The following is a 24,978-nucleotide window of genomic DNA, read 5'->3' as shown; positions in this document are numbered from 1 at the left end:
CCTCCTAGTGGCTTGGTTTGATCAAAGCACCATTGCGAATGTGCTTGGCAAACTCTTGATACGTCTCTCCAAATAAATCATAGTGATTTTGGATGTTGGGGTCAATCATTTCTTTTGGAAAATAAAAGCGTTGGTCACCTTGGGTTTGTCCCGCTAAAGCTGCAACTAGCTGACTGGCTTGGGATAATTCCACAAGGGAACCATCTTTTTCCTGTAATTCGATTTGTGTCCGATGTTTGCCTGAAGTCGGCCGATAAAAATCATAAGGCAGATCGAAGCTTGAATTGATGGCAGTATAATAGCGGGGATTGAAGCCGACTTTTTCCACCAGTCCCTGCATTTCTTCAATCATCGGCAACTGCGTCTCATCGTCAAAGCGGGCGGATTTCAACGGTTTACGATTTAAGAACCGCTTGGCCAAATCGCTGAGGATCGGATCATTTTCTTCCGTCCATTGGGTAAAGTAGGTATTCAGAACGCCATCGTCGAGTTTCAAGTATTCATCTAAGGTGAATTCTTGTTTTAAAAATGGGAGAAGCAGCTGCGAATGGCCTTGAAACAATTCTGAATCCACTTGATACAGTTCTGCAGCTCGATCCAGCAAATGGGCTAAGATCACTTCCATCCCTCGAGAACTCGCATGGAAATAAACTTGCACATACATCTGGTAACGACTGACGATGTAGTCCTCCACAGCGTGCATGCCATTCATAGAAAAAGCAATACCGCCTTCGTACGGACGAATCACTCGTAAAATTCGGGTCAGATCAAACGTGCCGTATTCAGTGCCGGTAAAATAAGCATCGCGCAGCAAGTAGTCCATCCGATCAGCATCGATTTGACTAGAAATCATTTGAACGACTTGAGGATTTGGATAAGTTTTAGTGATAACACTTGCGACTTTCTCAGGAAATCCAGCTTCCACTCGGTTCAATATCTGATGAACTTCCGTTTCAGGAGAAGTAATGATCGCCACTGTGATGGCTTCATGGTCTGTATGGAAAATGTGCTCAAAGGTGTGGGAGTATGGTCCGTGGCCCACATCATGAAGCAATGCTGCACACAAGGTCACTAAACGCTCTTTATCATCCCAGCCGTTTGGTCCGACTTTTTCAAGGGAATAATTGCGTTGGAAAATATCGCAAATGCGACGGCTGATTTCATAAACGCCCAAGGAGTGAGAAAAGCGGCTATGTTCTGCTCCGTGAAAGGTAAAGGAAGCAGTTCCCAGCTGTTTGATGCGCCGCAAACGCTGCACTTCTTTGGAATTGATCAAATCTAAAATCACTTGGTGCTGTACATGGACATAGTTATGAACAGGATCACGAAATACTTTTTCTATCGCTAAGGTTTGATATTTATATGGTAGGCTCATCGCTAAACTCCTTTATTGGTTGGTTTCGCTTTTCCATGCCAGCTAAGCGTTGCTGCATTTGTTCGCTAAGGTTATTTTCTGTCAGCCATTGATCCAGTGATTCAAGCGGATATAGGGATTGGTCTGTGATCAAGGAAAGCAGGGCTTTTTGCAAGCGGTCAGTCACCTCGTGTGTGGTAAACTTACGGCCGAGGGCCGCTTCTAAAGTGGTCATGCTCGCAGGATTGACGACTGGATAGCCATCTGTACCAAAGCGCTCTTTCAAACCTGCTTGGTAAAAACGACGAACGAGAGAGCCGCGGGCTGGTTGGTCGCCGTTGACACTCAGATACATCATGACAGCCACGCCGTCTTTGATTCGTCGTTGTGCTGTACCAGCAATTTTTTTCCCATCAATACTCAGGTCATAGGTGCCTGGGCAATACGAGTCAGCAATTTCATAAGCCAAAATTGTCCGCTCAGGAAAGGCGGTTTGCAGCAATGTCGCCATCATTTCATAGGCTGCATCTGTGGTGGCAGCCAAATGTTTAGGGAAGATGAGGGAGACATTCAAAATACCGGCATCATTAATTACGCCAAGCCCCCCTGAGTTGCGGATGATCGTGGCATAGCCAGCTTCTTTCAAAACCTGCAGACCATCTGTCAAAAAAGGCAGCCGGGTATCTTTCATGCCTAAAATCATCGTATCGGACAACTGCCAAAAATGACAATAAACTTGTTCCTGTTTGCCAGCAACTTCGGTGGCAACATCGGTGAAGGCAAACGGCTCATAAGGATTGTGGATACGTGGTAAGGTTTGATCCATTACATAGATAGTCAAATCGGTTAAACTCCTTTAAAATACCTGTTATCCTTATTATATACGATTCTTGGAAAATTACTTGGAGAAAAGAATGAAAACTTGCTATTGTTTTCGTTTTTTATTTTCAATGAAGAAATAGACTAAGGAGAATCAACTGAAATGATTGACAAACGAATGAAAAAAAGCAAGAATGAAACTGAAATCTTCAAAGGAGGCACACGTACATGCAAGAATTATCAAAAGGAATCCCAATCTCGATTCATTTAACAACCAATGTACGTCAAGCAGGGGAAACAGAGAACTTTCTGTTTGATCTGCAAGGACAAGCAGTCAAGATCGGTGATACCTTATATCTCCGTTACAAAGAGATCCAGCCAGACGGCACCGACATTCCCGTTACGATGAAAATTATGCCAGACGGATTGATTCAATTGATTCGCTCAGGGGAAATGCGCATGCGCTTGAAATTTTCTTATAAGGAACGTTTAGAGACGAGTTATCAAACCCCGTATGGCTTGATGATGTTCCACACCTTCACCAATCACTTGCACGTTAGCTTGAAAGACCGTCCATACTCGGGAAAGATCGATATCGATTATGACTTGTTCATGGCTGCTGACAAAGTCGGCGAATACAAACTGTCTTTAGAATTTACCGCTTAATCAAAGGGAAATTGAAAGAAAAAATTGCAATTTGAGACGTAATTTTGTATGATTAGGAGTAGACTGTGAAAGGACGTGTCCCGTTTGGAAATTAATGTATTTGAAGGTGTAAATAAAAACGAATTGTCGATGATTGAAGTTGCCCATGCGATTTTAGAGCAGCGCGGTGACGTGATGGATTTTTCTGATTTGGTCAACCAAATTCAAAACTATCTTGAAACTTCAGACAGCGAGATTCGTGATTCATTGGCGCAGTTTTATACAGACTTGAATATCGACGGTAGTTTTATTTCTTTAGGCGACAATCGTTGGGGCTTACGTTCATGGTACGCCATTGATTCGATCGATGAAGAAGTCAACCATGGCATCGAAGACGAGGATGAAGATACACCACGTCGTCGCAAACGTAAAAAAGTCAATGCCTTTATCAACGATGATGAAGATGCAATCGATTATAACGATGATGATCCTGAGGATACTGATTTGTCAGATGACGAAGAAGATGATCTCTTTGATGATGATGATGACGAGGATGAAGAAATCTCGGCATACAATTCAGACTTGCAAGAAATCGGCGCCGACAATAGCACCGATGATGAAGAAGAATTACCTGACAGCATTGAGGAAGATCTAACCATTATCGATGACGATGATGAAGATGATTTTGCGGATGAAGAGGAAGAAGAGGAGTAATCCTCTTCTTTTTTTCGCCTTATGGCTGTAAGCAGCTTTTAATCGTTGAAGGACGAGTTCGCCTTCTTACATAGATACAAATAAAAAAGGAACCGCATCAGCGGTCCCTAAGTGCTTTTGAATTATTGATTTGAATCGAGTATACTTGTAACGAAAAGAAAAAACGCGCCTTGAGGGAATCGAACCCCCGTCTCAAGAACCGGAATCTTACGTGATATCCACTACACTAAAGGCGCGAAGCACAAATATTAGTTTAACCAATTTCAGTGAAAAAAACAAGAGGTAGAATGATGAAATTTCAACAGCAATTTTCACAACAACAAAAACAGACGCAAAAGCTTGCTATGACGCAGAAATTACAGCAATCGATCCAAGTGCTGCAATTTTCTGCAGATGAATTATTGTCCTTCATAGATAACCAGGCATTAGAAAATCCGTTGATTGATCTGGGGGAATATGATTCGCCCATCACACCAAGCAAGAGCAGCGGCTCGTCAGAACAATTGATGGATTACTTAAGCCAGATCCCTGATCAGCACACGTCTTTATTCGAACACCTCATTGATCAAGTTCATTTAAATTACCGCGACACCTTTTTGCGGACGATCGTTTTATTTTTAGTCGAGTACATTGATTTAAACGGCTTTTTGACGATTAATTTGGAAGAAGCTGGGAAGCTTGTCGGGGGGACGCCGATCCAAATGCTTGATGCTTTAACCTTGATCCAGCAACTGGATCCGGCAGGAGTCGGTGCTCGTGATCTAAGAGAGTGTTTGATGCTGCAAACGGAAAGAGATGACTATGCGCCGCCAATGGCTTATCTCATTTTAGAAGAATTCTTCACGGAAATGGCAGAGCGCAAGTGGGACAAAATCAGCAAAGCGCTGCAGATTCCATTAACTGAGATTCAAAAGGTCTTTGATTATGTTCAAACATTGACCCCCACACCAGGGGCGGCGTTTGGGTCGACCGATGGGCTTTACATCGTTCCTGACCTGCGAGTGACGGTTGAAAAAGGACAACCGATCGTTAAATCAAACAAACGCGCCTTACCAGAGGTTCGCTTTCAGCAGCAGTACTTTGACCAATTGAAGCAAAGCGGTGATCCAGAAGTCTTAAGTTATTTAGACAATAAAGCCCAAGAGTTCGAGTGGTTAAAGAAGACCTTGCTGCAACGAGGGGATACCATCTATCGTGTCGGGGTGCAGATCGTTGCGCGGCAAAAGGAGTTTTTCACTCAACCAGATCGACCATTAAAGCCATTGGTTTTAAGAGAAGTTGCCGAAGAATTAGGAATTCATGAATCAACGGTCAGCCGGGCAGTCAATGGGAAATACTTGGAGACCTCCTTTGGGGTGTTTGAATTAAAACTATTCTTTGGACAGAAAGTTTCGACGCAAGAAAGCGGTGATGACCTGACGACGGCATCGATCAAACAGCAGCTAAAAGCACTGATCGATGAAGAAAATAAAAACAAACCATTGTCAGACCAAAAGTTGACAGATGCCCTCAAAGCCCAAGGCATCGATATTTCTAGACGAACGGTGGCAAAGTATCGTGAAGCCATGAATATCCCTGGTTCTTCCAAGCGGAAACGATTCGAGTAAAGCAAAACTTACTATTAACGATGAGTAGGGAAGGCAGCAAAGCCTTTCCTTTTTTTATCGATCCTTTCCTCTTTTTCAAATTATGACGATTTTATGAAAAGCAAGATTTTGTGACTGAAATAGTTGCGTATCAAGGCGATAAGTGCTACTATTATTGGTGTAGGAAACAGATTTAAATTTTTTTTGCAATCGATGGGTCATTTTAAGTCATTGTAGGACGAAAATTGTCCAACGGGAGGATATAAAATGCTCGATGAATTAAAATTGATTGAGGCAATCACCCCGGATATTCTCGCTGTACTCCAGGAACGTTACCGTATCTTAAGAAATATTTATTGGATGCAGCCCGTTGGCCGCCGGACACTTTCGGAAAGTTTATCAATGACGGAACGCGTGTTGAGGACGGAAACAGATATCCTTAAAAAGCTGAAACTGATCGACTCTTCAAAAAGCGGCATGCAATTGACCGCCTACGGAGAAGAAGTGTACACGAAGATTGGTGCACTGATGGATCAGCTGTTCGGAATGCACCAAATCGAGAAACGATTATCAGAGACCTTTGGCATCGAACGTTGTTTGATTGCGAGCGGCGATGGTGATCGACAACCGAAAGTTATTGCTGAATTTGGCCAGTTGCTGAATGAATCGTTGGATCTCTTATTGCCAGAAGGCAAAAACACCATCGCAGTAATGGGAGGGACGACAATGGCGAAAGTTGCCGAGGAATTGGGTAACTTGGAAACCGCCAAACGTCATAACTTGTTTGTTCCAGCCCGTGGCGGTATCGGAGAATCAGTCAACGTGCAAGCAAACTCTGTCAGCTCAGTGATGGCAATGCAGACAAATGGCGATTATCGCTCCTTGTTTGTACCAGAACAATTAAGCATGAACACCTACGAGTTCCTCTTGAAAGAACCCGCCATCGTTGATGTCTTAAACTTGATAAGTCAAGCAAATTGTGTTATTCATAGTATTGGACGGGCGTTGCATATGGCGGCTCGAAGAAAAATGTCAGAACAAGAAATTCTGATGTTGAAACAAAAAAATGCAGTTGCAGAATCCTTTGGGTATTTCTTTAACGAAGCAGGCGAGGTCGTTTACAAAGTTCCTCGAATCGGACTTCAATTAAAAGATTTACAAAAAGTCCCAATCATTTTTGCGGTCGCTGGCGGACAATCAAAAGCCAAAGCGGTCAATGCATACATGAAAAATGCACCAAAACAAACCTGGCTCATCACCGATGAAGCTTGCGCAAATGAGATTTTAAAAGGGGCAACCCTTTAAAATAAATATTTTTATGATTTTCATAAGGAGGAAATCTTAAATGACAGTTAAAGTAGGTATTAATGGATTTGGACGTATCGGACGCTTAGCATTTCGTCGTATCCAAGAAGTAGAAGGAATCGAAGTTGTGGCTATCAATGACTTAACAGACGCTAAAATGTTAGCTCACTTGTTAAAATATGATACAACACAAGGACGTTTCAACGGTACAGTTGAAGTTCACGAAGGTTCATTCAATGTGAACGGAAACGAAATCAAAGTTTTAGCTAACCGCAACCCTGAAGAATTGCCTTGGGGCGAACTAGGTGTTGAAATCGTGTTAGAATGTACTGGATTCTTCACTTCTAAAGCAGCTGCTGAAAAACATTTAACAGCTGGTGCAAAACGTGTAGTTATCTCAGCTCCTGGTGGAAACGATGTTCCAACAATCGTTTACAACACAAACCATGAAACTTTAACAGGTGAAGAAACAGTTATCTCTGGTGCTTCATGTACAACAAACTGTTTAGCTCCTATGGCGAAAACATTGAACGACAAATTTGGTGTGATTGAAGGATTAATGACTACAATCCACGCTTACACAGGTGACCAAATGACTCTAGACGGACCACACCCTAAAGGTGACTTCCGCCGTGCCCGTGCTGCTGCTGCAAACATCGTGCCTAACTCAACTGGTGCTGCTAAAGCGATCGGCTTAGTAATCCCAGAATTGAACGGCAAATTAGATGGTGCTGCTCAACGTGTTCCTGTTGCAACTGGTTCATTAACTGAATTAGTTACTGTTCTTGACAAAGAAGTAACTGTTGATGAAATCAATGCAGCAATGAAAGAAGCTTCAAACGAATCTTACGGTTACAACACAGACGAAATCGTTTCTTCTGATATCGTTGGTATGACTTTCGGTTCATTATTTGATGCAACTCAAACAAAAGTTATGACTGTTGGCGACAAACAATTAGTTAAAACTGTTGCTTGGTACGACAATGAAATGTCATACACTGCACAATTAGTACGTACTTTAGAATACTTCGCTAACCTATAAGAGTTGCGAACGACTTTAATTTAAACCATCGCAAGAGAAAGCGGGGAAGCATCGCGCTTCTCCGCTTTTTTTAACAATTATGCTAGGAGGAATCTGTTCATGGCTAAAATGACAGTTCAAGATATCGATTTAAAAGATAAAAAAGTTCTTGTACGTGTGGACTTCAACGTTCCATTGAAAGATGGAGTGATCGGAGATGATACACGGATCAAAGCAGCATTACCAACAATCAATTATGTGATCGAAAACGGCGGAAAAGCAATTCTTTTCTCACACTTAGGTCGTGTGAAAGAAGAAGCAGATAAAGCTGGAAAATCTTTAGCGCCAGTTGCGAAACGTCTTGGCGAATTATTAGGCAAAGAAGTAACTTTCATTGATGAAACCCGCGGCGAAAAATTAGAAACAGCGATCAACAACATGCAAGATGGCGATGTCGTTGTTTTTGAAAACACTCGTTTCGAAGACATCGATGGCAAAAAAGAAAGCAAAAACGATCCTGAACTAGGCAAATACTGGGCTTCTTTAGGCGATGTTTTTGTAAATGATGCCTTTGGTACCGCACACCGCGCACACGCTTCAAACGTAGGGATCGCTTCAACAGGTATCCCAACAGTTGCTGGTTTCTTAATGGAAAAAGAAATCAAATTCATCGGGGAAGCAGTCGAAGAACCAAAACGTCCAATGATCGCGATTCTTGGTGGAGCAAAAGTATCTGATAAAATCGGCGTAATCGAAAACTTGATTCCTAAAGCAGACAAAATCTTGATCGGCGGCGGAATGACGTATACGTTCTACAAAGCAAAAGGCATGGAAATCGGTAATTCTCTTGTGGAAGCAGATAAAGTAGAATTAGCAAAAGAATTGATCGAAAAAGCTGGCGATAAATTAGTATTACCAGTTGATTCAATCACTGCTGCTGAATTTTCAAATGATGTCCCAACAGAAGAACATACTGGTGATGTTCCTGAAGGACAAATGGGCTTAGATATCGGACCTGAAACCATCGCTTTGTTTGCTGAAACATTAAAAGGCGCAAAAACAGTCGTTTGGAACGGACCTATGGGTGTGTTTGAAATGTCTAACTTCGCAAACGGTACGATTGGTGTTTGTGAAGCAATTGCCAACCTTGAAGATGCAACAACGATCATCGGTGGCGGTGACTCTGCAGCTGCAGCAGAACAATTAGGGTTTGCTGACAAATTTACCCACATCTCAACAGGTGGCGGTGCCAGCCTTGAATTGCTAGAAGGAAAAACACTTCCTGGCCTAGCTGCGATCAACGATAAATAATCAATGACAAGCCGTGCAAAGAATCTCCTTTGCACGCTTGATAACGAAAAGGAGTGCCAGAACATGCGCAAACCAATTATTGCCGGAAACTGGAAAATGAACAAAACTGCGAAAGAAGCAAAAGAATTTGCTGAAGCAGTCAAAACAAAAATTCCTAGCAACGAGACAGTTGACTCTGTGATCGGTTCGCCAGCTTTATTCTTAGAAACATTAGTGAATGCTGCTGAAGGAACAGAATTAAAAATTGCTGCTCAAAACAGCTACTGGGAAAATGAAGGTGCCTTTACTGGCGAAACTTCACCAGCAGCTTTAGCAGATCTAGGTGTTGACTATGTCATCATCGGCCATTCAGAACGTCGTGAATACTTCCATGAGACAGATGAAGACATCAACAAAAAAGCCAAAGCAATCTTTGCAAACGGCATGATTCCAATCCTATGCTGTGGTGAATCTTTAGAAACCTATGAAGCTGGCAAAACAGCGGAGTGGATCGAAGGACAAATCACTGCTGGCTTAGACGGTTTAACAGACGGTCAAGTAAGTAATCTTGTGATTGCTTACGAACCAATCTGGGCAATCGGTACTGGTAAATCAGCGGATGCAAACATCGCAGACGAAATTTGTGGCGTTGTCCGCAAAACCGTTGAAAAATTATACGGCAAAGAAGTTTCAGATAGCGTGCGTATCCAATACGGCGGTTCTGTAAAACCTGAAAACATTGCTGAATACATGGCAAAAGAAAATGTTGACGGAGCATTAGTTGGCGGCGCAAGCTTGCAAGCTGATTCATTCCTAGCATTATTAGATGCTGTAAAATAATTTCATTTTCATGAAAATAACATTTGCAGAATCGTGATTTTTTCACTACAATTAAGTTGTTCGCAAGGGGTATTCCCCTTAAGATAAAACAAACTCAAAGGAGAGACAAAACATGTCAATTATTACTGATGTTTACGCACGCGAAGTCTTAGACTCACGTGGTAACCCAACTATCGAAGTAGAAGTCTACACAGAATCAGGTGCTTTCGGCCGCGGAATGGTTCCTTCAGGAGCTTCAACAGGTGAACACGAAGCAGTTGAATTACGTGATGGCGACAAAGCTCGTTATGGCGGTAAAGGTGTAACGAAAGCAGTTGACAATGTAAATAACATCATTGCAGAAGCTATCATCGGCTACGATGTCCGTGACCAAATGGCTATCGATAAAGCAATGATCGCTTTAGACGGAACTCCTAACAAAGGCAAATTAGGCGCAAACGCGATTCTTGGTGTTTCTATCGCTGTTGCTCGTGCAGCTGCTGATTACCTAGAAGTACCTTTATACCACTACTTAGGCGGATTCAATACAAAAGTATTGCCAACTCCTATGATGAACATCATCAACGGTGGTTCTCACTCAGACGCACCAATCGCTTTCCAAGAATTCATGATCTTGCCTGTAGGCGCACCTACATTCAAAGAAGGCTTACGTTGGGGTACTGAAGTATTCCACGCTTTGAAATCAATCTTGTCTAAACGTGGTTTAGAAACTTCAGTAGGTGACGAAGGTGGTTTCGCTCCTCGTTTTGAAGGAACTGAAGACGGTGTTGAAACAATCTTAGAAGCAATCAAAGCTGCTGGTTTAGAACCAGGTAAAGATGTATACCTAGGATTTGACTGTGCATCATCAGAATTCTACGAAAACGGTGTTTACGACTACTCTAAATTTGAAGGCGAAAACGGCGTAAAACGTACTGCTGCTGAACAAGTTGACTACTTAGAAGAATTAGTTAACAAATACCCAATCATCACTATCGAAGACGGTATGGATGAAAACGATTGGGATGGTTGGAAACTATTAACTGAACGCTTAGGCGACAAAGTTCAATTAGTAGGGGATGACTTGTTTGTTACAAATACTGAAATCCTTGAAAAAGGAATCAAAAACGGTATCGGTAACTCAATCCTTATCAAAGTTAACCAAATCGGTACATTGACTGAAACATTCAATGCTATCGAAATGGCGAAAGAAGCTGGTTACACTGCAGTAGTTTCTCACCGTTCAGGTGAAACAGAAGATTCAACAATCTCTGATATCGCTGTTGCAACAAACGCTGGCCAAATCAAAACTGGTTCTCTTTCACGTACTGACCGTATTGCAAAATACAACCAATTACTACGTATCGAAGACCAACTTGGTGAAGTTGCTGAATACAAAGGCTTGCAAGCTTTCTACAACTTAAAAAATAAATAATCTTTCGATTATTGCTTTGCTCTGAAAGAGCAGCGGTTGATTTAACAGTCAGCTGCTGCGATTTCAGAGCTTTTTTGTTGTCTCGATTCATTCAGTGCAGACAATGACCAATCATTTAAGATAACAGAAGGTAGTCATTTCTTCTTTATTTTCTTTTTCAAAAAAAAGAAATTATAGTTCTGACTTATCAAAATCCTATAATAGAAGAAAATAGTTTTTAGGAGAAAAAAATGGCTTATGATTATTTGATCGTTGGTACAGGTCTTTTTGGCTCAGTTTTTGCTCATGAAGCAGCGAAACGGGGACATACAGTCAAAATGTTGGAAAAACGGACACATATTGGCGGTAATTGTTATACAGAAAAACAAGCAGGAATCGACGTGCATAAATATGGTGCGCATATTTTTCATACATCGAGTAAAAAAATTTGGGACTATATCAATCAGTTTACTGAATTCTATCCCTACATTCATGCTCCTATTGCAAACTATCAAGGCGAGCTATATAATCTTCCTTTTAATATGAACACATTTTACCAACTATGGGGAACCAAAAATCCTGCTGAAGCTCGTACCAAAATAATGACTCAAATTGAAAAGACAAGAATAAAAAGACCACGAAATTTAGAAGAACAGGCTCTTTCTTTAGTCGGACCAGACATCTATCATAAGCTGATCAAAGGCTACACTGAAAAACAGTGGGGACGAGAATGTGATCTTCTTCCTTCTTTTATTATCAAAAGGCTGCCGATCCGGTATACCTTTAACAACAATTATTTTACGGATATTTTTCAAGGAATACCTAAATTGGGTTATACACAAATGATTCAAAAAATGCTTACACATCCACTGATTGATGTTTCTTTAGAGACTGATTTTTTTGCAGATCGCACACGACATGAAGCCTCTTCTAAGAACATTGTTTATACTGGAATGATTGATCAATATTTCGATTATTGTTATGGCGAGTTGGCCTATCGGTCTTTACATTTTGAAACTGAAGTCTATAACACGGATAATTACCAAGGAACAGCCGTCATGAACTTTACAGACAGTCAAACGCCCTATACGCGAATCATTGAGCATAAACATTTTTGTCCAGTGGTGTCAAAAAGAACAGTTATCACTAAAGAATACCCGAAAGAGTGGAAGAAAGGAGATATTCCTTACTACCCAATTAACGATCAAAGCAATAATGCATTGTATCGCAAATATGAAAAATTAGCGCAACAGCAAAAAAATTGTTTGTTTGGTGGGCGCCTAGCCAGCTATCGCTATTATGATATGGACGATACGATCGCAGCTGCTTTAAAGCTTGTCCAACAGGAATTTCAAGTGGAGTAACCTCTTCTATTGGAGAGGTTGCTTTTTTTTGTCCCGATTCTGGGACAAAACGTAACTTTTTTACTAGCTATGAAATAATTAGTTATCCTATCTTCTAAATAAATAGGACTTGGGGAAGTTTATAAAACATTTTTACGGAAGGGGAGAAAAATAAACGTAATGAGTAAAAAGAATAATTATCGAAAGTTGTTACGCTCCAATAAAAGTGAACGCTACAAGATGTATAAAAGCGGAAAACATTGGGTCTATGCAACGATCACTTCTTTTACTGGCATTGCTGGATTGAGTATCGCGCCAATCGTGGCACATGCTTCAGAAATCACACCGCCATTAGATGCAAGTAAAGAAGCAAATGCCGAGAATGTCTTGGCAAATAAAACGACGACCAAAATACCGGCTTCATCGACACAAGAAAGTGAAGCTACTTCTCAATCTGAAAGCACACAGCCATCGGATAGTTTTTCTGAATCCGAAAGTATTACCCAGTCACAAAGTGCAACAGAGTCAACTAGTTTAACCGAATCACAGAGTGTGAGTGATTCAGAAATTGAAAACAATGTTACCACTATTGAAGAATCCCAAAGCACTTCTGAATCAATGAGCCTTTCCGAGGAGGAGAGTGTGTCTGAATCAGAGAGTTTGAGTATCTCAGAAAGTACCTCGATTTCAGAAAGTGGTTCGTTGTCGTCAAGTGCATCAGAATCGACTAGTCTATCGATGTCACGATCTACCAGCGTCTCTCATTCAACGTCAGTAAGTCAAAAGAACCCACCAAAACAAACAGTCTCCGAAAAAAATAAAGTAGAATCGCAAAAAGCACAAGATCTATTTGATCAATTAGTGCCGAAGAAAGTACAAGCGTCGGTTGACACTACAACGAATTCATTAGAGATAGTAGTCAAAGATGGCAATTCACCAAGTACATCTTTGATACGGGCAGCGCAACAATATGCTAGTGCCAATAATTTGATTGCAAGTTTTGCAATTACCACCCAATCGGGGCAGATCATTAAAATCAATGTTTCTGCAGATCCGGATATGGGTCGAGAAGAATTTGAGCAGGCAATCAATGATGGAAATAAAACCAATTCACCTTCTGGGGTAACAGTTGATGTGCCAGACCAAGTGAAGAATAAAGATTTATATAAGCAAACCGCTATTGCTAATGGCACTTATGCCGCAGTTACTGACTGGGCTACCTTAAAAGCAGCATATGGAAATTCTTCGATTACCTATATCGAGGTAACCGCCAATATTACAGCGGCTACCAATGTGGCAACTCGTGATTTGGGTTGGCGCGAAACGAGTGTGATTATTGACGGGAATGGTTTTACAGTCAATATGGCAGGAGCAGCGTTTAATGTAGGGGCAAGTTCTACGGTTCGCGGTTCTATTTTTACGATCACAAATATTAACTTGATTCATTGGCAGTCAGGCACCAACTCAGGAGACAGTGGGACAGGTACAGCGGACGCTGTGATCGATTCAAGGTCGGCAACAGGTGGTTATGGATACTGGTACTTCAATATCGATAATGTCACTCTCGAAGGACGAGATGGTGTTAGCGGAACAGATACTGCTTATCAACCACGACGACTACTGGATGCTGAGGATAGTCAAGTGACTTTATCAGGCAAAATCGTTGCCAATGTAAAACAAGAATTGATGCAAATTGGGGAAGTAGCTATCGCTAACGGATCCCATGTAGAGTTGAATCGAACAGCTGGTACCACTGGTTATTCCATGTTTTACTATATGGCCATCCGAGGGAACAATGCGAGTGATACAGGATTCAACCATACCTTTAAAGTAGGTGATGGAGCGACAATTATTGGGAACGAACTTAGTACCTATAATAGTAACAACTATCCCCTTGTCTATTATGGATTTAACTCAATCACTGTTGGAGATGACGTAACCTGGAAACAAGACGGCTTCCAAATGCTCCTTGATTTTTCTCGTTATTCAGGAAGTCAATCAAATGACCGAACTGCAACTTTTGGACAAAATTTACAAATGACGGCTACGCGTACAGTAGGTTCTAACTCGCTGAATGTCACAAATAGAGCGGTTGTTACATTTAATGCAGGAACGGTACTTGATTTGCAACAATGGAATGCCAATACTGTTGTAAACGTTGATTCTGGCGCAACCATTCGCTTTATTTCACCGCGAGCATTGCACTTAGCACGTTTAACTTCTTCAGGAGCTGTTTCGGCTGGCCGATTGATTACAGGTTCGGGAACATTTGTCATGAATAATTCTCAGATTAGTACATGGCAAGGCAGCAGTAGCCAAACCGCTGCTCCAGAAGGAAACCGTAACTTAAAATTCGTAGAGATGACTATTTCAGGTACGACAACCACCATTAAAGATACGGCTGGAAATGTTACTACATCTAATATTGTAGATACTTCTACCCGTGAATTAGCGACTGTTGCTATTGCACCAGGAACTGTAACTGTAAACTATGTTGATCAGTATGGCAATATTATCAAAACTGTTGATATGCCAATTGATCCAGACGTTAATTACATTGGTGAGTATCTTGATTTGCAAACGTTGGAGTATGCCAATGATCTAATGCCTGATAATTATATGTGGGCAATTGGTACTCAAGTCGCTAGTTCTGCGAAAAACGATGGCCAAAGTGGCGGAGATAGTACGACTAATGCCGATAATGGGGATAGTTATGGACAAGCGACAGTTGCGATCGTTCCGATGGAAAACACCAATTATACCTATAATATTTATGTATACGGTGTTGCTAATAATTCGGTTCAGTACCAATATGTTGACGTTAAGACAGGTCAAGTGATTTCTTCTGAGTACATGAATGCTGGTACCGAAGCTTCAGGAACAGATAGAGTTCCTGCAAACTACGGGAATGTTATTGATTGGACCAATAGTTACTATACTTCGACGAATTTACCTCCTGGTTACTATTATGCAACAGGTGCAGTATTAAATGGCAATGTACAGCCTGGATCTACTACAGTAGGAACAAGTGCGAGTCTAACCACTATTTACGTTGTAGCAGATACACAAACAGTCAATGTAACATTTGTTAATTCAGATGGTCGTCCATTACAAAACCAAACTGGCACAGTTGCCATCAATGGGACGACCGGCCAAGAAATAAGTTATGAGGATTTAATTGCGGATTACCTCACTCAAACCGGTTATTATGCAGATCAAACAGGGACATTTGTTTTTGATAATACTAGCAATAATGGTAGTACGACAGATAGTGATCAACAGTTTATTACGATCACTCTCTATCCGTCTTATCAAGAAGTCGGTGTCGTTGGAAATAATCAACCGGAATCAGATCCTGCTACAGGGGAAGCATTTGAGCAAATCCCGGGAACAGTCACTGTTGGAAAATATGGTACTTCTGGCGTTTCAAACGAAAGTATCACTCTTGGTGTAACAGATGCAGATTTAGAGAGAAATGGATATATTTATACGGTTACAGGACCAGATGGAGTAGTCTACAATACATTAGCGGAAGCTATGGCTGCCAATCAAACTTTTGATACCACCAGCAATGGAGCATCTCAAATGGATTCTTCACCTCAGATGTTCACGGTCAATTATGGACAAGATCCGGTATCTTTGTCTACTTCAGAGTCTGTTTCGGGAAGTGAATCATTATCAGAATCCATTATTACTTCTACTTCAGAATCAGAAAGTGTTTCTCTTTCTCAATCGATTTCAGAAAGTGACTCTTTATCAGAATCGATCTCTGTTAGTGATTCAGAATCAATGTCTACATCAATGAGTGAGTCTGTTTCAGTTTCAGAATCAGAGAGTGACTCATTGTCATCGTCTATTTCAGAAAGTGAATCTGATATGAATGATTCGACATCTGAATCATTATCAACATCAATCTCTACTTCAACTTTTTTAAGTGATTCAGAATCGGTTTCGATCTCATTGAGTGACTCAGAATCAGCGTCTCTTTCAACAAGTGAATCTATTTCAGTGTCGGACTCAGAGAGTGACTCGTCATCGACCTCTATCTCAGAAAGTGAATCAATGTCTCTTTCAATTTCGCTTAGTGATTCAGAATCTTTATCAGAATCCCTGTCTGAAAGTATTTCAACATCGATTTCATTGTCGGATAGTGATTCAATGTCAGAAAGCCTTTCAGCATCAGAATCGTTATCCATATCAGCTAGTGTTTCTGAGTCAGATTCAGAAAGTGATAGTTCTAGCTTTAGTGCCTCTGTTTCTGGATCATTGAGTAACAGTACAAGTGATTCTGAAAGTTTATCTTTATCTGAGTCAGTATCAGTTTCACTCTCGCAATCACTCAGTGAATCCACTTCACTGTCATTGTCAGAGAGTGATTCAGTATCAGAAAGTATTTCAGCATCAGAATCATTATCGGTCGCAATTAGTGAATCTGATTCTTCTTCGCTTAGTGAGAGCATTAGTTTCAGCGAATCTATTTCTGATTCATTGAGTGCCAGCATGAGTTTATCAGAAAGTTTATCGGAATCAGACTCGATCTCAAATTCAATTAGTACGTCGATGTCATTGAGCATTAGTGAAAGCAATAGTGAGTCTACTAGCGAATCAGCAAGTTTCAGTGGCAGCACAAGTGTAAGTAACAGTGATTCCACAAGTGTAAGTACGTCAGCTAGTGCATCAACATCTGTAAGTATTAGCGAGTCAATCAGTACCAGCACATCAGTTAGCGATTCATTATCATTAAGTAACAGTGAGTCAATGAGTTTGAGTACCTCGCTTAGTGATTCATCCTCATTGAGTGCCAGCATTTCGACATCATTAAGTGCAAGTGACTCTGCAAGTTATAGCGGCAGTACGAGCGTAAGTAATAGCGATTCGGCAAGCGAAAGTATATCTGCAAGTAATTCACTTTCAGTAAGTATTAGTGAGTCAACAAGCCTGAGCACCTCGATTAGTGATTCATCATCATTGAGCACAAGTGTTTCGACATCCCTAAGTGCGAGTGATTCAGCAAGTTATAGCGGCAGTACGAGTGTAAGTAATAGCGATTCGGCAAGCGAAAGTATATCTGCAAGTAATTCACTTTCAGTAAGTATTAGTGAGTCAACAAGTGAAAGTACGTCAATCAGCGATTCTGCATCATTGAGTACAAGCATTTCGACATCCCTAAGTGCGAGTGATTCTGCAAGTTACAGTGGTAGTACAAGTGTAAGCAACAGTGATTCGACAAGTACAAGTATGTCAAGTAGTGAATCAACATCTGTAAGTATTAGTGAATCCACAAGCACAAGCACCTCGATCAGCGATTCATTATCATTGAGTACAAGTATTTCATCTTCCCTAAGTGCGAGTGAATCAGCAAGCTTTAGCGGTAGCACAAGTGTAAGTAACAGTGATTCGACAAGTGCAAGTACGTCAAGTAGTGAATCAACATCTACAAGTATTAGTGAGTCGACAAGCTTAAGCACATCAATTAGTGATTCATCATCATTGAGTACAAGTGTTTCATCTTCCCTAAGTGCGAGTGATTCAGCAAGCTTTAGTGGCAGCACAAGTGTAAGCAACAGTGATTCGACAAGTACAAGTACGTCAAGTAGTGAATCAACATCTACAAGTATTAGTGAGTCAACAAGCACCAGCACATCGATCAGTGATTCAATGTCTGTAAGTACAAGCATCAGTAACAGTGATTTGGCAAGTGCAAGTACGTCAAGTAGTGAATCAACATCTACAAGTATCAGTGAGTCGACAAGCTTGAGCACATCAATTAGTGATTCATCATCATTGAGCACAAGCATTTCGACATCCCTAAGTGCGAGTGAATCAGCAAGCTTCAGTGGTAGTACAAGTGTAAGCAACAGTGATTCCACAAGCGCAAGTACGTCAAGCAGTGAATCAACATCTGCAAGCATTAGTGAGTCAACAAGCACAAGCACCTCGATCAGCGATTCATTATCATTGAGTACAAGTATTTCATCTTCCCTAAGTGCGAGTGAATCAGCAAGCTTTAGCGGTAGCACAAGTGTAAGTAACAGTGATTCGACAAGTGCAAGTACGTCAAGTAGTGAATCAACATCTACAAGTATTAGTGAGTCGACAAGCTTAAGCACATCAATTAGTGATTCATCATCATTGAGTACAAGTGTTTCATCTTCCCTAAGTGCGAGTGATTCAGCAAGCTTTAGTGGCAGCACAAGTGTAAGCAACAGTGATTCGACAAGTACAAGTACGTCAAGTAGTGAATCAACATCTACAAGTATTAGTGAGTCAACAAGCACCAGCACATCGATCAGTGATTCAATGTCTGTAAGTACAAGCATCAGTAACAGTGATTTGGCAAGTGCAAGTACGTCAAGTAGTGAATCAACATCTACAAGTATCAGTGAGTCGACAAGCTTGAGCACATCAATTAGTGATTCATCATCATTGAGCACAAGCATTTCGACATCCCTAAGTGCGAGTGAATCAGCAAGCTTCAGTGGTAGTACAAGTGTAAGCAACAGTGATTCCACAAGCGCAAGTACGTCAAGCAGTGAATCAACATCTGCAAGCATTAGTGAGTCAACAAGCACCAGCACGTCGATCAGCGATTCGTTATCAGTAAGTACAAGTATCAGTAACAGCGAATCAGCAAGTGAAAGTACGTCAATCAGCGATTCTGCATCATTGAGTACAAGCATTTCTGCATCATTAAGTGCGAGTGATTCAGCAAGCTTTAGCGGCAGCACAAGTGTAAGCAACAGTGAGTCAACAAGCCTAAGCACATCGATCAGTGATTCATCATCATTGAGTACAAGTGTTTCTTCTTCCCTAAGTGCGAGTGATTCAGCAAGCTTTAGCGGTAGCACAAGTGTAAGTAACAGTGATTCGACAAGTGCAAGTACGTCAAGTAGTGATTCAACATCTACAAGTATTAGTGAGTCGACAAGCACCAGCACATCGATCAGCGATTCGTTATCAGTAAGTACAAGTATCAGTAACAGCGAATCAGCAAGTGAAAGTACGTCAATCAGCGATTCTGCATCATTGAGTACAAGCATTTCGGCATCATTAAGTGCGAGTGATTCAGCAAGCTTTAGCGGCAGCACAAGTGTAAGCAACAGTGAGTCCACAAGTACGAGCACGTCGATCAGCGATTCATTATCAGTAAGTACAAGCATCAGTAACAGTGAATCAGCAAGCCTGAGCACATCAGTCAGTGATTCATCATCATTGAGCACAAGTATTTCGACATCTCTAAGTGCGAGTGATTCAGCAAGCTTTAGCGGCAGCACAAGTGTAAGCAACAGTGAGTCCACAAGTACGAGCACGTCGATCAGCGATTCATTATCAGTAAGTACAAGCATCAGTAACAGTGAATCAGCAAGCCTGAGCACATCAGTCAGTGATTCATCATCATTGAGCACAAGTATTTCGACATCTCTAAGTGCGAGTGATTCAGCAAGCTTTAGTGGTAGCACAAGTGTAAGTAATAGTGAGTCCACAAGTACGAGCACGTCGATTAGCGATTCATTATCAGTAAGTACAAGCATCAGTAACAGCGAATCAGCAAGCTTTAGTGGTAGCACAAGTGTAAGCAACAGTGATTCCACAAGTACGAGCACGTCGATTAGCGATTCATTATCAGTAAGTACAAGTATTAGTAACAGTGAATCAGCAAGTACAAGCACATCAGTCAGTGATTCATCATCATTGAGCACAAGCATTTCAACATCCCTAAGTGCGAGTGATTCTGCAAGCTTTAGTGGCAGCACAAGTGTAAGCAACAGTGAGTCGACAAGTACAAGTACGTCGATCAGTGATTCACTATCATTGAGTACAAGTATTTCAGCATCCCTAAGTGCGAGTGATTCAGCAAGCTTTAGTGGTAGCACAAGTGTAAGTAATAGTGAGTCCACAAGTACAAGCACGTCGATTAGCGATTCATTATCAGTGAGTACAAGCATCAGTAACAGTGAATCAGCAAGTATAAGCACATCAATCAGTGATTCATCATCATTGAGTACAAGTGTTTCGACATCTCTAAGTGCGAGTGATTCAGCAAGCTTCAGTGGTAGTACAAGTGTAAGCAGCAGTGATTCCACAAGTACGAGCACGTCGATCAGCGATTCATCATCATTGAGCACAAGTATTTCGACATCTCTAAGTGCGAGTGATTCTGCAAGCTTCAGTGGCAGCACAAGTGTAAGTAATAGTGAGTCGACAAGCACCAGCACGTCGATTAGCGATTCAATGTCTGTAAGTACAAGTATCAGTAACAGTGAATCAGCAAGTGAAAGTACGTCAATCAGTGATTCATCATCATTGAGCACAAGTATTTCGACATCTCTAAGTGCGAGTGATTCAGCAAGCTTTAGCGGCAGTACAAGTGTAAGTAACAGTGATTCCACAAGCGCAAGTACGTCATCGAGCGAATCAACATCTACAAGCATTAGTGAATCAACAAGCAACAGCACATCGAACAGTGATTCATCATCATTGAGTACAAGTGTTTCGACATCTCTAAGTGCGAGTGATTCAGCAAGCTTTAGTGGTAGCACAAGTGTAAGTAATAGTGAGTCAACAAGTACAAGTACGTCGATCAGTGATTCACTATCATTGAGTACAAGTATTTCAGCATCCCTAAGTGCGAGTGATTCCGCAAGTTACAGTGGCAGCACAAGCGTAAGCAACAGTGAGTCCACAAGCTCAAGTACGTCAGTGAGCGAATCATCATCTACAAGCGTTAGTGAGTCGACAAGCTTGAGCACATCGATCAGTGACTCATCATCACAAAGTGCAAGCATTTCGACATCATTAAGTGCGAGCGATTCTACAAGCTTTAGTGGCAGCACAAGTCTAAGCAACAGTGATTCCACAAGTACGAGCACGTCGATCAGCGATTCATTATCTGTAAGTACAAGCATTAGTAACAGTGAATCAACAAGCCTAAGCACATCAATCAGTGATTCATTGTCATTGAGTACAAGTATTTCGGCATCCTTAAGTGCGAGTGAATCAGCAAGCTTTAGCGGCAGCACAAGTGTTAGCAGTAGCGATTCCACAAGTGTAAGTACGTCATTAAGTGATTCATCATCGCTAAGTACAAGTGTAAGCAACAGTGACTCGACAAGTGCAAGTACGTCGATCAGCGATTCAATGTCTGTAAGTACAAGTATCAGTAACAGCGAATCAGCAAGCCTGAGCGCATCGATCAGTGATTCATCATCGTTAAGTACCAGTGTGAGTGATAGTGATTCGACAAGTACAAGTGCCTCAATTAGCGATTCAATGTCTGTAAGTACAAGCATCAGTAACAGTGAATCAACAAGCTTGAGTACGTCCATCAGTGCCTCTTCGTCATTGAGCACAAGTATCTCAGTATCACAAAGTGCGAGCGATTCTACAAGCTTTAGTGGTAGCACAAGCGTAAGTACTAGTGAATCAACAAGTGCAAGTACGTCGATCAGTGACTCGTTATCTCTAAGCACAAGTACTTCGTTGTCATTAAGTGCGAGCGATTCTACAAGCTTTAGTGGCAGCACAAGTGTAAGCAACAGTGAGTCAACAAGTACGAGTACGTCATTGAGTGACTCATTATCAGTAAGTACAAGTATTAGTAACAGTGAGTCAGCAAGTATTAGTACTTCACTAAGTGATTCATCATCATTGAGTACTAGTGGTTTAATGTCACAAAGTGCAAGCGACTCTGCAAGCTACAGCGGTAGCACAAGTACAAGTAATAGTGAATCAACAAGCATTAGTACGTCTGTGAGCGATTCACGGACTAGTGAAAGTCAAAGCTATAGCAGCAGTACTTCAGCCAGCTTGAGCATGAGTACTAGTGTCAGTACTTCGGTTAGTGACTCTGCTTCAATTAGTACAAGTAGCAGTAATAGTGAATCGAATAGTTTGAGTACGTCAATTAGTGATTCACGTTCAAGTATGAGTGAAAGCTTTAGCAGCAGTACCTCAGCAAGTATTAGTCTAAGTACTAGTGACAGTACTAGCTACAGTAGCAGCACCTCAGCAAGCATAAGTACAAGTACTAGCGATAGTACAAGTATTAGTAATAGTGCTTCTGAAAGTATGAGTGAAAGCTTGAGTATCAGTACATCAATGAGCGACTCATCGTCAATCAGTGCTAGCTTGAGCAATAGCGATAGTCTTTCAGAAAGCAGATCACTAGCAAGTGAAAGTCAAAGCTACAGTAGTAGTACTTCTGCGAGTCTAAGTCTCAGCACAAGTACTAGCAGTTCATTAAGTGATTCATCGTCAACTAGTGCGAGCGACAGCTACAGTTTGAGTAATAGTTTGAGCCAATTGACAAGTGACTCACTTTCCGAAGGTATTAGTTTAAGTAATAGCCTAAGTAATAGTTTCAGTCAAAGTACTTCAGCTAGCACGAGTTTGAGTTCAAGTACAAGTCTAAGTGAACAATTATCTCAATCAGTCAGTGCCAGCGAGTCACGGAGTGATAGCCTAAGCTATAGTAGCAGCACATCAATTAGTACGAGTGAAAGTAGCAGTACTAGCTTGAGCGAATTACTATCTCGTTCAACCAGTGCCAGTGAATCACGGAGCAATAGCTTGAGCCAAAGCACAAGTACCTCGTTGAGTGGCAGCAACAGCTCTAGCTTAAGTTTAAGTGAAATGAACTCTCAATCTAGCAGTGCGAGCGAATCACTGAGTGATAGTGTAAGCAATAGCATGAGCACATCAACTAGTGACAGCTTAAGTTCTAGTACGAGTGTAAGTGATTTACTTTCTAGATCAGAGAGTGCAAGTGAATCTAGAAGTGATAGCCTAAGCTATAGCGGTAGCACGAGCGTAAGTAACAGCTTAAGTTTAAGCGCGAGTCTAAGTGATTTACTATCTAGATCTGAAAGTGCCAGCGAATCACGTAGTTTCAGTACGAGTGATAGTGCAAGCACATCACTCAGCAATAGCGATAGTGCAAGTGATAGCTTAAGCGATCTATATTCAAGATCGAACAGTTCTAGCCTTTCAACCAGTGACAGTACAAGTACAAATGATTCTGTCTCAGCAAGTGCTAGTGAGAGCACCAGCATTTCACAATCTACTAGTACAAGTCTAAGCGAATCGGCATCAATCAGCACATCGCTTAGCGAAAAACAAGAAGTGATTGAATCTCAAAGTGTGAGTGCTTCGACAAGTGATTCACAAAGCTCTAGCACCAGTGAATCAGTTAGCGTCAGCATCAGTACTAGCGAAAGCGAGCGGAATAGTACGGAAGTTACACCTAGCGAATCAACCTCCATTAGCGAAAGCATTAGTACAAGTGAAAGTGTCCGAGATTCCGAATCGGTTAGTTCAAGTGACAGTACAAGTTTGAGTCAATCTATGAGTACGAGCGATCAAGCCTCCGCTTCTGAAAGTACAAGCAACAGTTCTAGCATTCGTGATTCTGAGTCTGAAAGCGCAAGTATTTCTACGGAAGAAAGCCGCAGCTTCAGTACAAGTGAGTCGATTTTTGCAAGTGAGAGCACATCAATCAGTCAAAGTGACAGTACAAGTATGAGCGAATCAGCTAGTGAAAGTACTAGCATTAGTGACAGTGAACGTGGTTCAATGTCTGATAGTGCAAGTGTAAGTGATTCGACTTCAACCAGTGACAGTACAAGTGTGAGTGAATCTGTTAGCGAAAGTACCAGCATTAGTGACAGTGAACGTGGTTCAATGTCTGATAGTGCAAGTGTAAGTGCTTCGACTTCAACAAGCGAAAGCCTAAGTGTGAGTGAATCTGTTAGCGAAAGCACCAGCATCAGCGATAGTGAACGTGATTCAATGTCTGATAGTGCAAGTGTAAGTGATTCGACTTCAGCAAGCGAAAGCCTAAGTGTGAGTGAATCAGCAAGCGAAAGCACCAGCATCAGCGATAGTGAACGTGATTCAATGTCAAATAGTGCAAGTGTAAGTGATTCGACTTCTATCAGTGACAGTACAAGCGTAAGTGAATCCGCAAGCGAAAGCACCAGCATCAGTGATAGTGAACGTGATTCAGTATCACTTAGCGCCGAATCAAGTGATTCAGGGTCAACAAGCGACAGTCTGAGCGCTAGCAACTCGGCTAGTCAGAGTGAAAGCTTTAGTGCCTCTGATCGAGATTCAGTCTCCATGAGCGCTAGTGAATCAATCAGCGATAGTACCAGCGTGAGTGACTCTGCTTCGCTAAGCACAAGTACAAGTGATATCAACTCTGATATCGTCAGTGAATATCACAGTAATAGCTTGTCTGAGAGTCTATCAGAGCTGCAATCACAATCAACTAGCCAAGATCATTCACTTTCGGCAAGTGAGTCTAACAGCGGCTCTACTTCAACACCATCAAGTTCTGATCAGAACAATGGAGTAAATGGAAATACAATAACGCCAATTGGCAACACAGAAGTAGGAGGTCATACGACCGGTGCAACTGGTTCTACTCTTCCTAAGACTGGCGAATCTGATGCAAGTGGTATTCAAATGTCTCTTGCTGGAATTGCCACGCTGTTAGCTGCTATTGCTTTAATGAAAAAGAAAAAAGATGAAGCAAAGCGTGAAACAGAGTAACTCGTTAGTTTTGTTTTGTGAAGAGCTAGGATAAATTTCCTAGCTCTTCTAAAATGATAAAAGTACTTCTATTAAATAAAAAAGCATCACAGTTAGGCAAACTAACTGTGATGCTT

The 24,978-nt window shown here is 41.4% G+C and carries 12 protein-coding genes and 1 tRNA gene; 10 read left to right on the top strand and 3 right to left on the bottom strand.

Annotated features, from left to right (window positions below):
* Window positions 1–4 precede the first annotated feature (4 nt).
* Together IGJ17_RS12640 and IGJ17_RS12635 are read right to left on the bottom strand one after the other, a co-directional pair.
* Complete coding sequence (locus IGJ17_RS12640; protein ID WP_008380856.1) at window positions 5–1,375, bottom strand: HD domain-containing protein; 1,371 nt, start codon at window positions 1,373–1,375, stop codon at window positions 5–7.
* Complete coding sequence (locus IGJ17_RS12635; RefSeq protein WP_420315335.1) at window positions 1,359–2,180, bottom strand: lipoate--protein ligase family protein; 822 nt, start codon at window positions 2,178–2,180, stop codon at window positions 1,359–1,361. The genes IGJ17_RS12640 and IGJ17_RS12635 overlap by 17 nt, the downstream gene beginning before the upstream one ends.
* A 221-nt stretch (window positions 2,181–2,401) precedes the next feature.
* Here IGJ17_RS12635 and IGJ17_RS12630 point away from each other — a divergent pair, with 221 nt between their 5' ends.
* A complete protein-coding gene (locus IGJ17_RS12630) occupies window positions 2,402–2,839 on the top strand; it encodes a DUF1934 domain-containing protein (protein WP_005234346.1) in 438 nt (145 codons plus the stop codon).
* 84 nt (window positions 2,840–2,923) lie between these two features.
* Window positions 2,924–3,532, top strand: a complete 609-nt coding sequence (rpoE, locus tag IGJ17_RS12625) for a DNA-directed RNA polymerase subunit delta (protein ID WP_005234347.1) — start codon at window positions 2,924–2,926, stop codon at window positions 3,530–3,532.
* A 164-nt stretch (window positions 3,533–3,696) separates the two neighbouring features.
* On the opposite strand, the gene IGJ17_RS12620 is transcribed toward rpoE, so the two are convergent.
* A tRNA-Arg gene (locus IGJ17_RS12620) sits at window positions 3,697–3,768 on the bottom strand.
* A 51-nt stretch (window positions 3,769–3,819) separates the two neighbouring features.
* Here IGJ17_RS12620 and rpoN point away from each other — a divergent pair.
* The 8 genes from rpoN (at window position 3,820) to IGJ17_RS12580 (ending at window position 24,862) form a co-directional block, all read left to right on the top strand.
* A complete protein-coding gene (rpoN, locus tag IGJ17_RS12615; RefSeq protein WP_420694340.1) occupies window positions 3,820–5,139 on the top strand; it encodes an RNA polymerase factor sigma-54 in 1,320 nt (439 codons plus the stop codon).
* Window positions 5,140–5,385: 246 nt separating this feature from the next.
* Window positions 5,386–6,423, top strand: coding sequence for a sugar-binding transcriptional regulator (locus tag IGJ17_RS12610; RefSeq protein ID WP_005228675.1), 1,038 nt, complete (start codon window positions 5,386–5,388; stop codon window positions 6,421–6,423).
* A gap of 40 nt (window positions 6,424–6,463) precedes the next feature.
* Window positions 6,464–7,465 (top strand): type I glyceraldehyde-3-phosphate dehydrogenase, encoded by a 1,002-nt coding sequence (gene gap, locus IGJ17_RS12605; RefSeq protein WP_420694341.1) that lies wholly within the window; start codon window positions 6,464–6,466, stop codon window positions 7,463–7,465.
* A 99-nt stretch (window positions 7,466–7,564) separates the two neighbouring features.
* A complete protein-coding gene (locus IGJ17_RS12600) occupies window positions 7,565–8,755 on the top strand; it encodes a phosphoglycerate kinase (protein WP_008380859.1) in 1,191 nt (396 codons plus the stop codon).
* A 63-nt stretch (window positions 8,756–8,818) separates the two neighbouring features.
* Window positions 8,819–9,574 carry a triose-phosphate isomerase gene (tpiA, locus tag IGJ17_RS12595; RefSeq protein WP_008380860.1) on the top strand — a complete coding sequence of 252 codons (756 nt, stop codon included), beginning with the start codon at window positions 8,819–8,821 and terminating at the stop codon, window positions 9,572–9,574.
* A 112-nt stretch (window positions 9,575–9,686) separates the two neighbouring features.
* On the top strand, window positions 9,687–10,988 hold the full coding sequence (gene eno, locus IGJ17_RS12590; protein WP_005234360.1) for a surface-displayed alpha-enolase: 1,302 nt from the start codon (window positions 9,687–9,689) through the stop codon (window positions 10,986–10,988).
* Window positions 10,989–11,218: 230 nt separating this feature from the next.
* A complete protein-coding gene (gene glf / locus IGJ17_RS12585; protein ID WP_005234362.1) occupies window positions 11,219–12,331 on the top strand; it encodes a UDP-galactopyranose mutase in 1,113 nt (370 codons plus the stop codon).
* Between the two features lie 159 nt (window positions 12,332–12,490).
* Window positions 12,491–24,862 (top strand): KxYKxGKxW signal peptide domain-containing protein, encoded by a 12,372-nt coding sequence (locus tag IGJ17_RS12580; protein ID WP_429961465.1) that lies wholly within the window; start codon window positions 12,491–12,493, stop codon window positions 24,860–24,862.
* Window positions 24,863–24,978: the final 116 nt, after the last annotated feature.

The sequence above is a fragment of the Enterococcus sp. DIV1096b genome (genome assembly GCF_050498765.1).
GTDB lineage: Bacteria > Bacillota > Bacilli > Lactobacillales > Enterococcaceae > Enterococcus_D > Enterococcus_D entomosocium.
The sequence above is the reverse complement of the archived record's forward strand: the minus strand, read 5'-3'. Positions and strand labels throughout refer to the sequence as shown.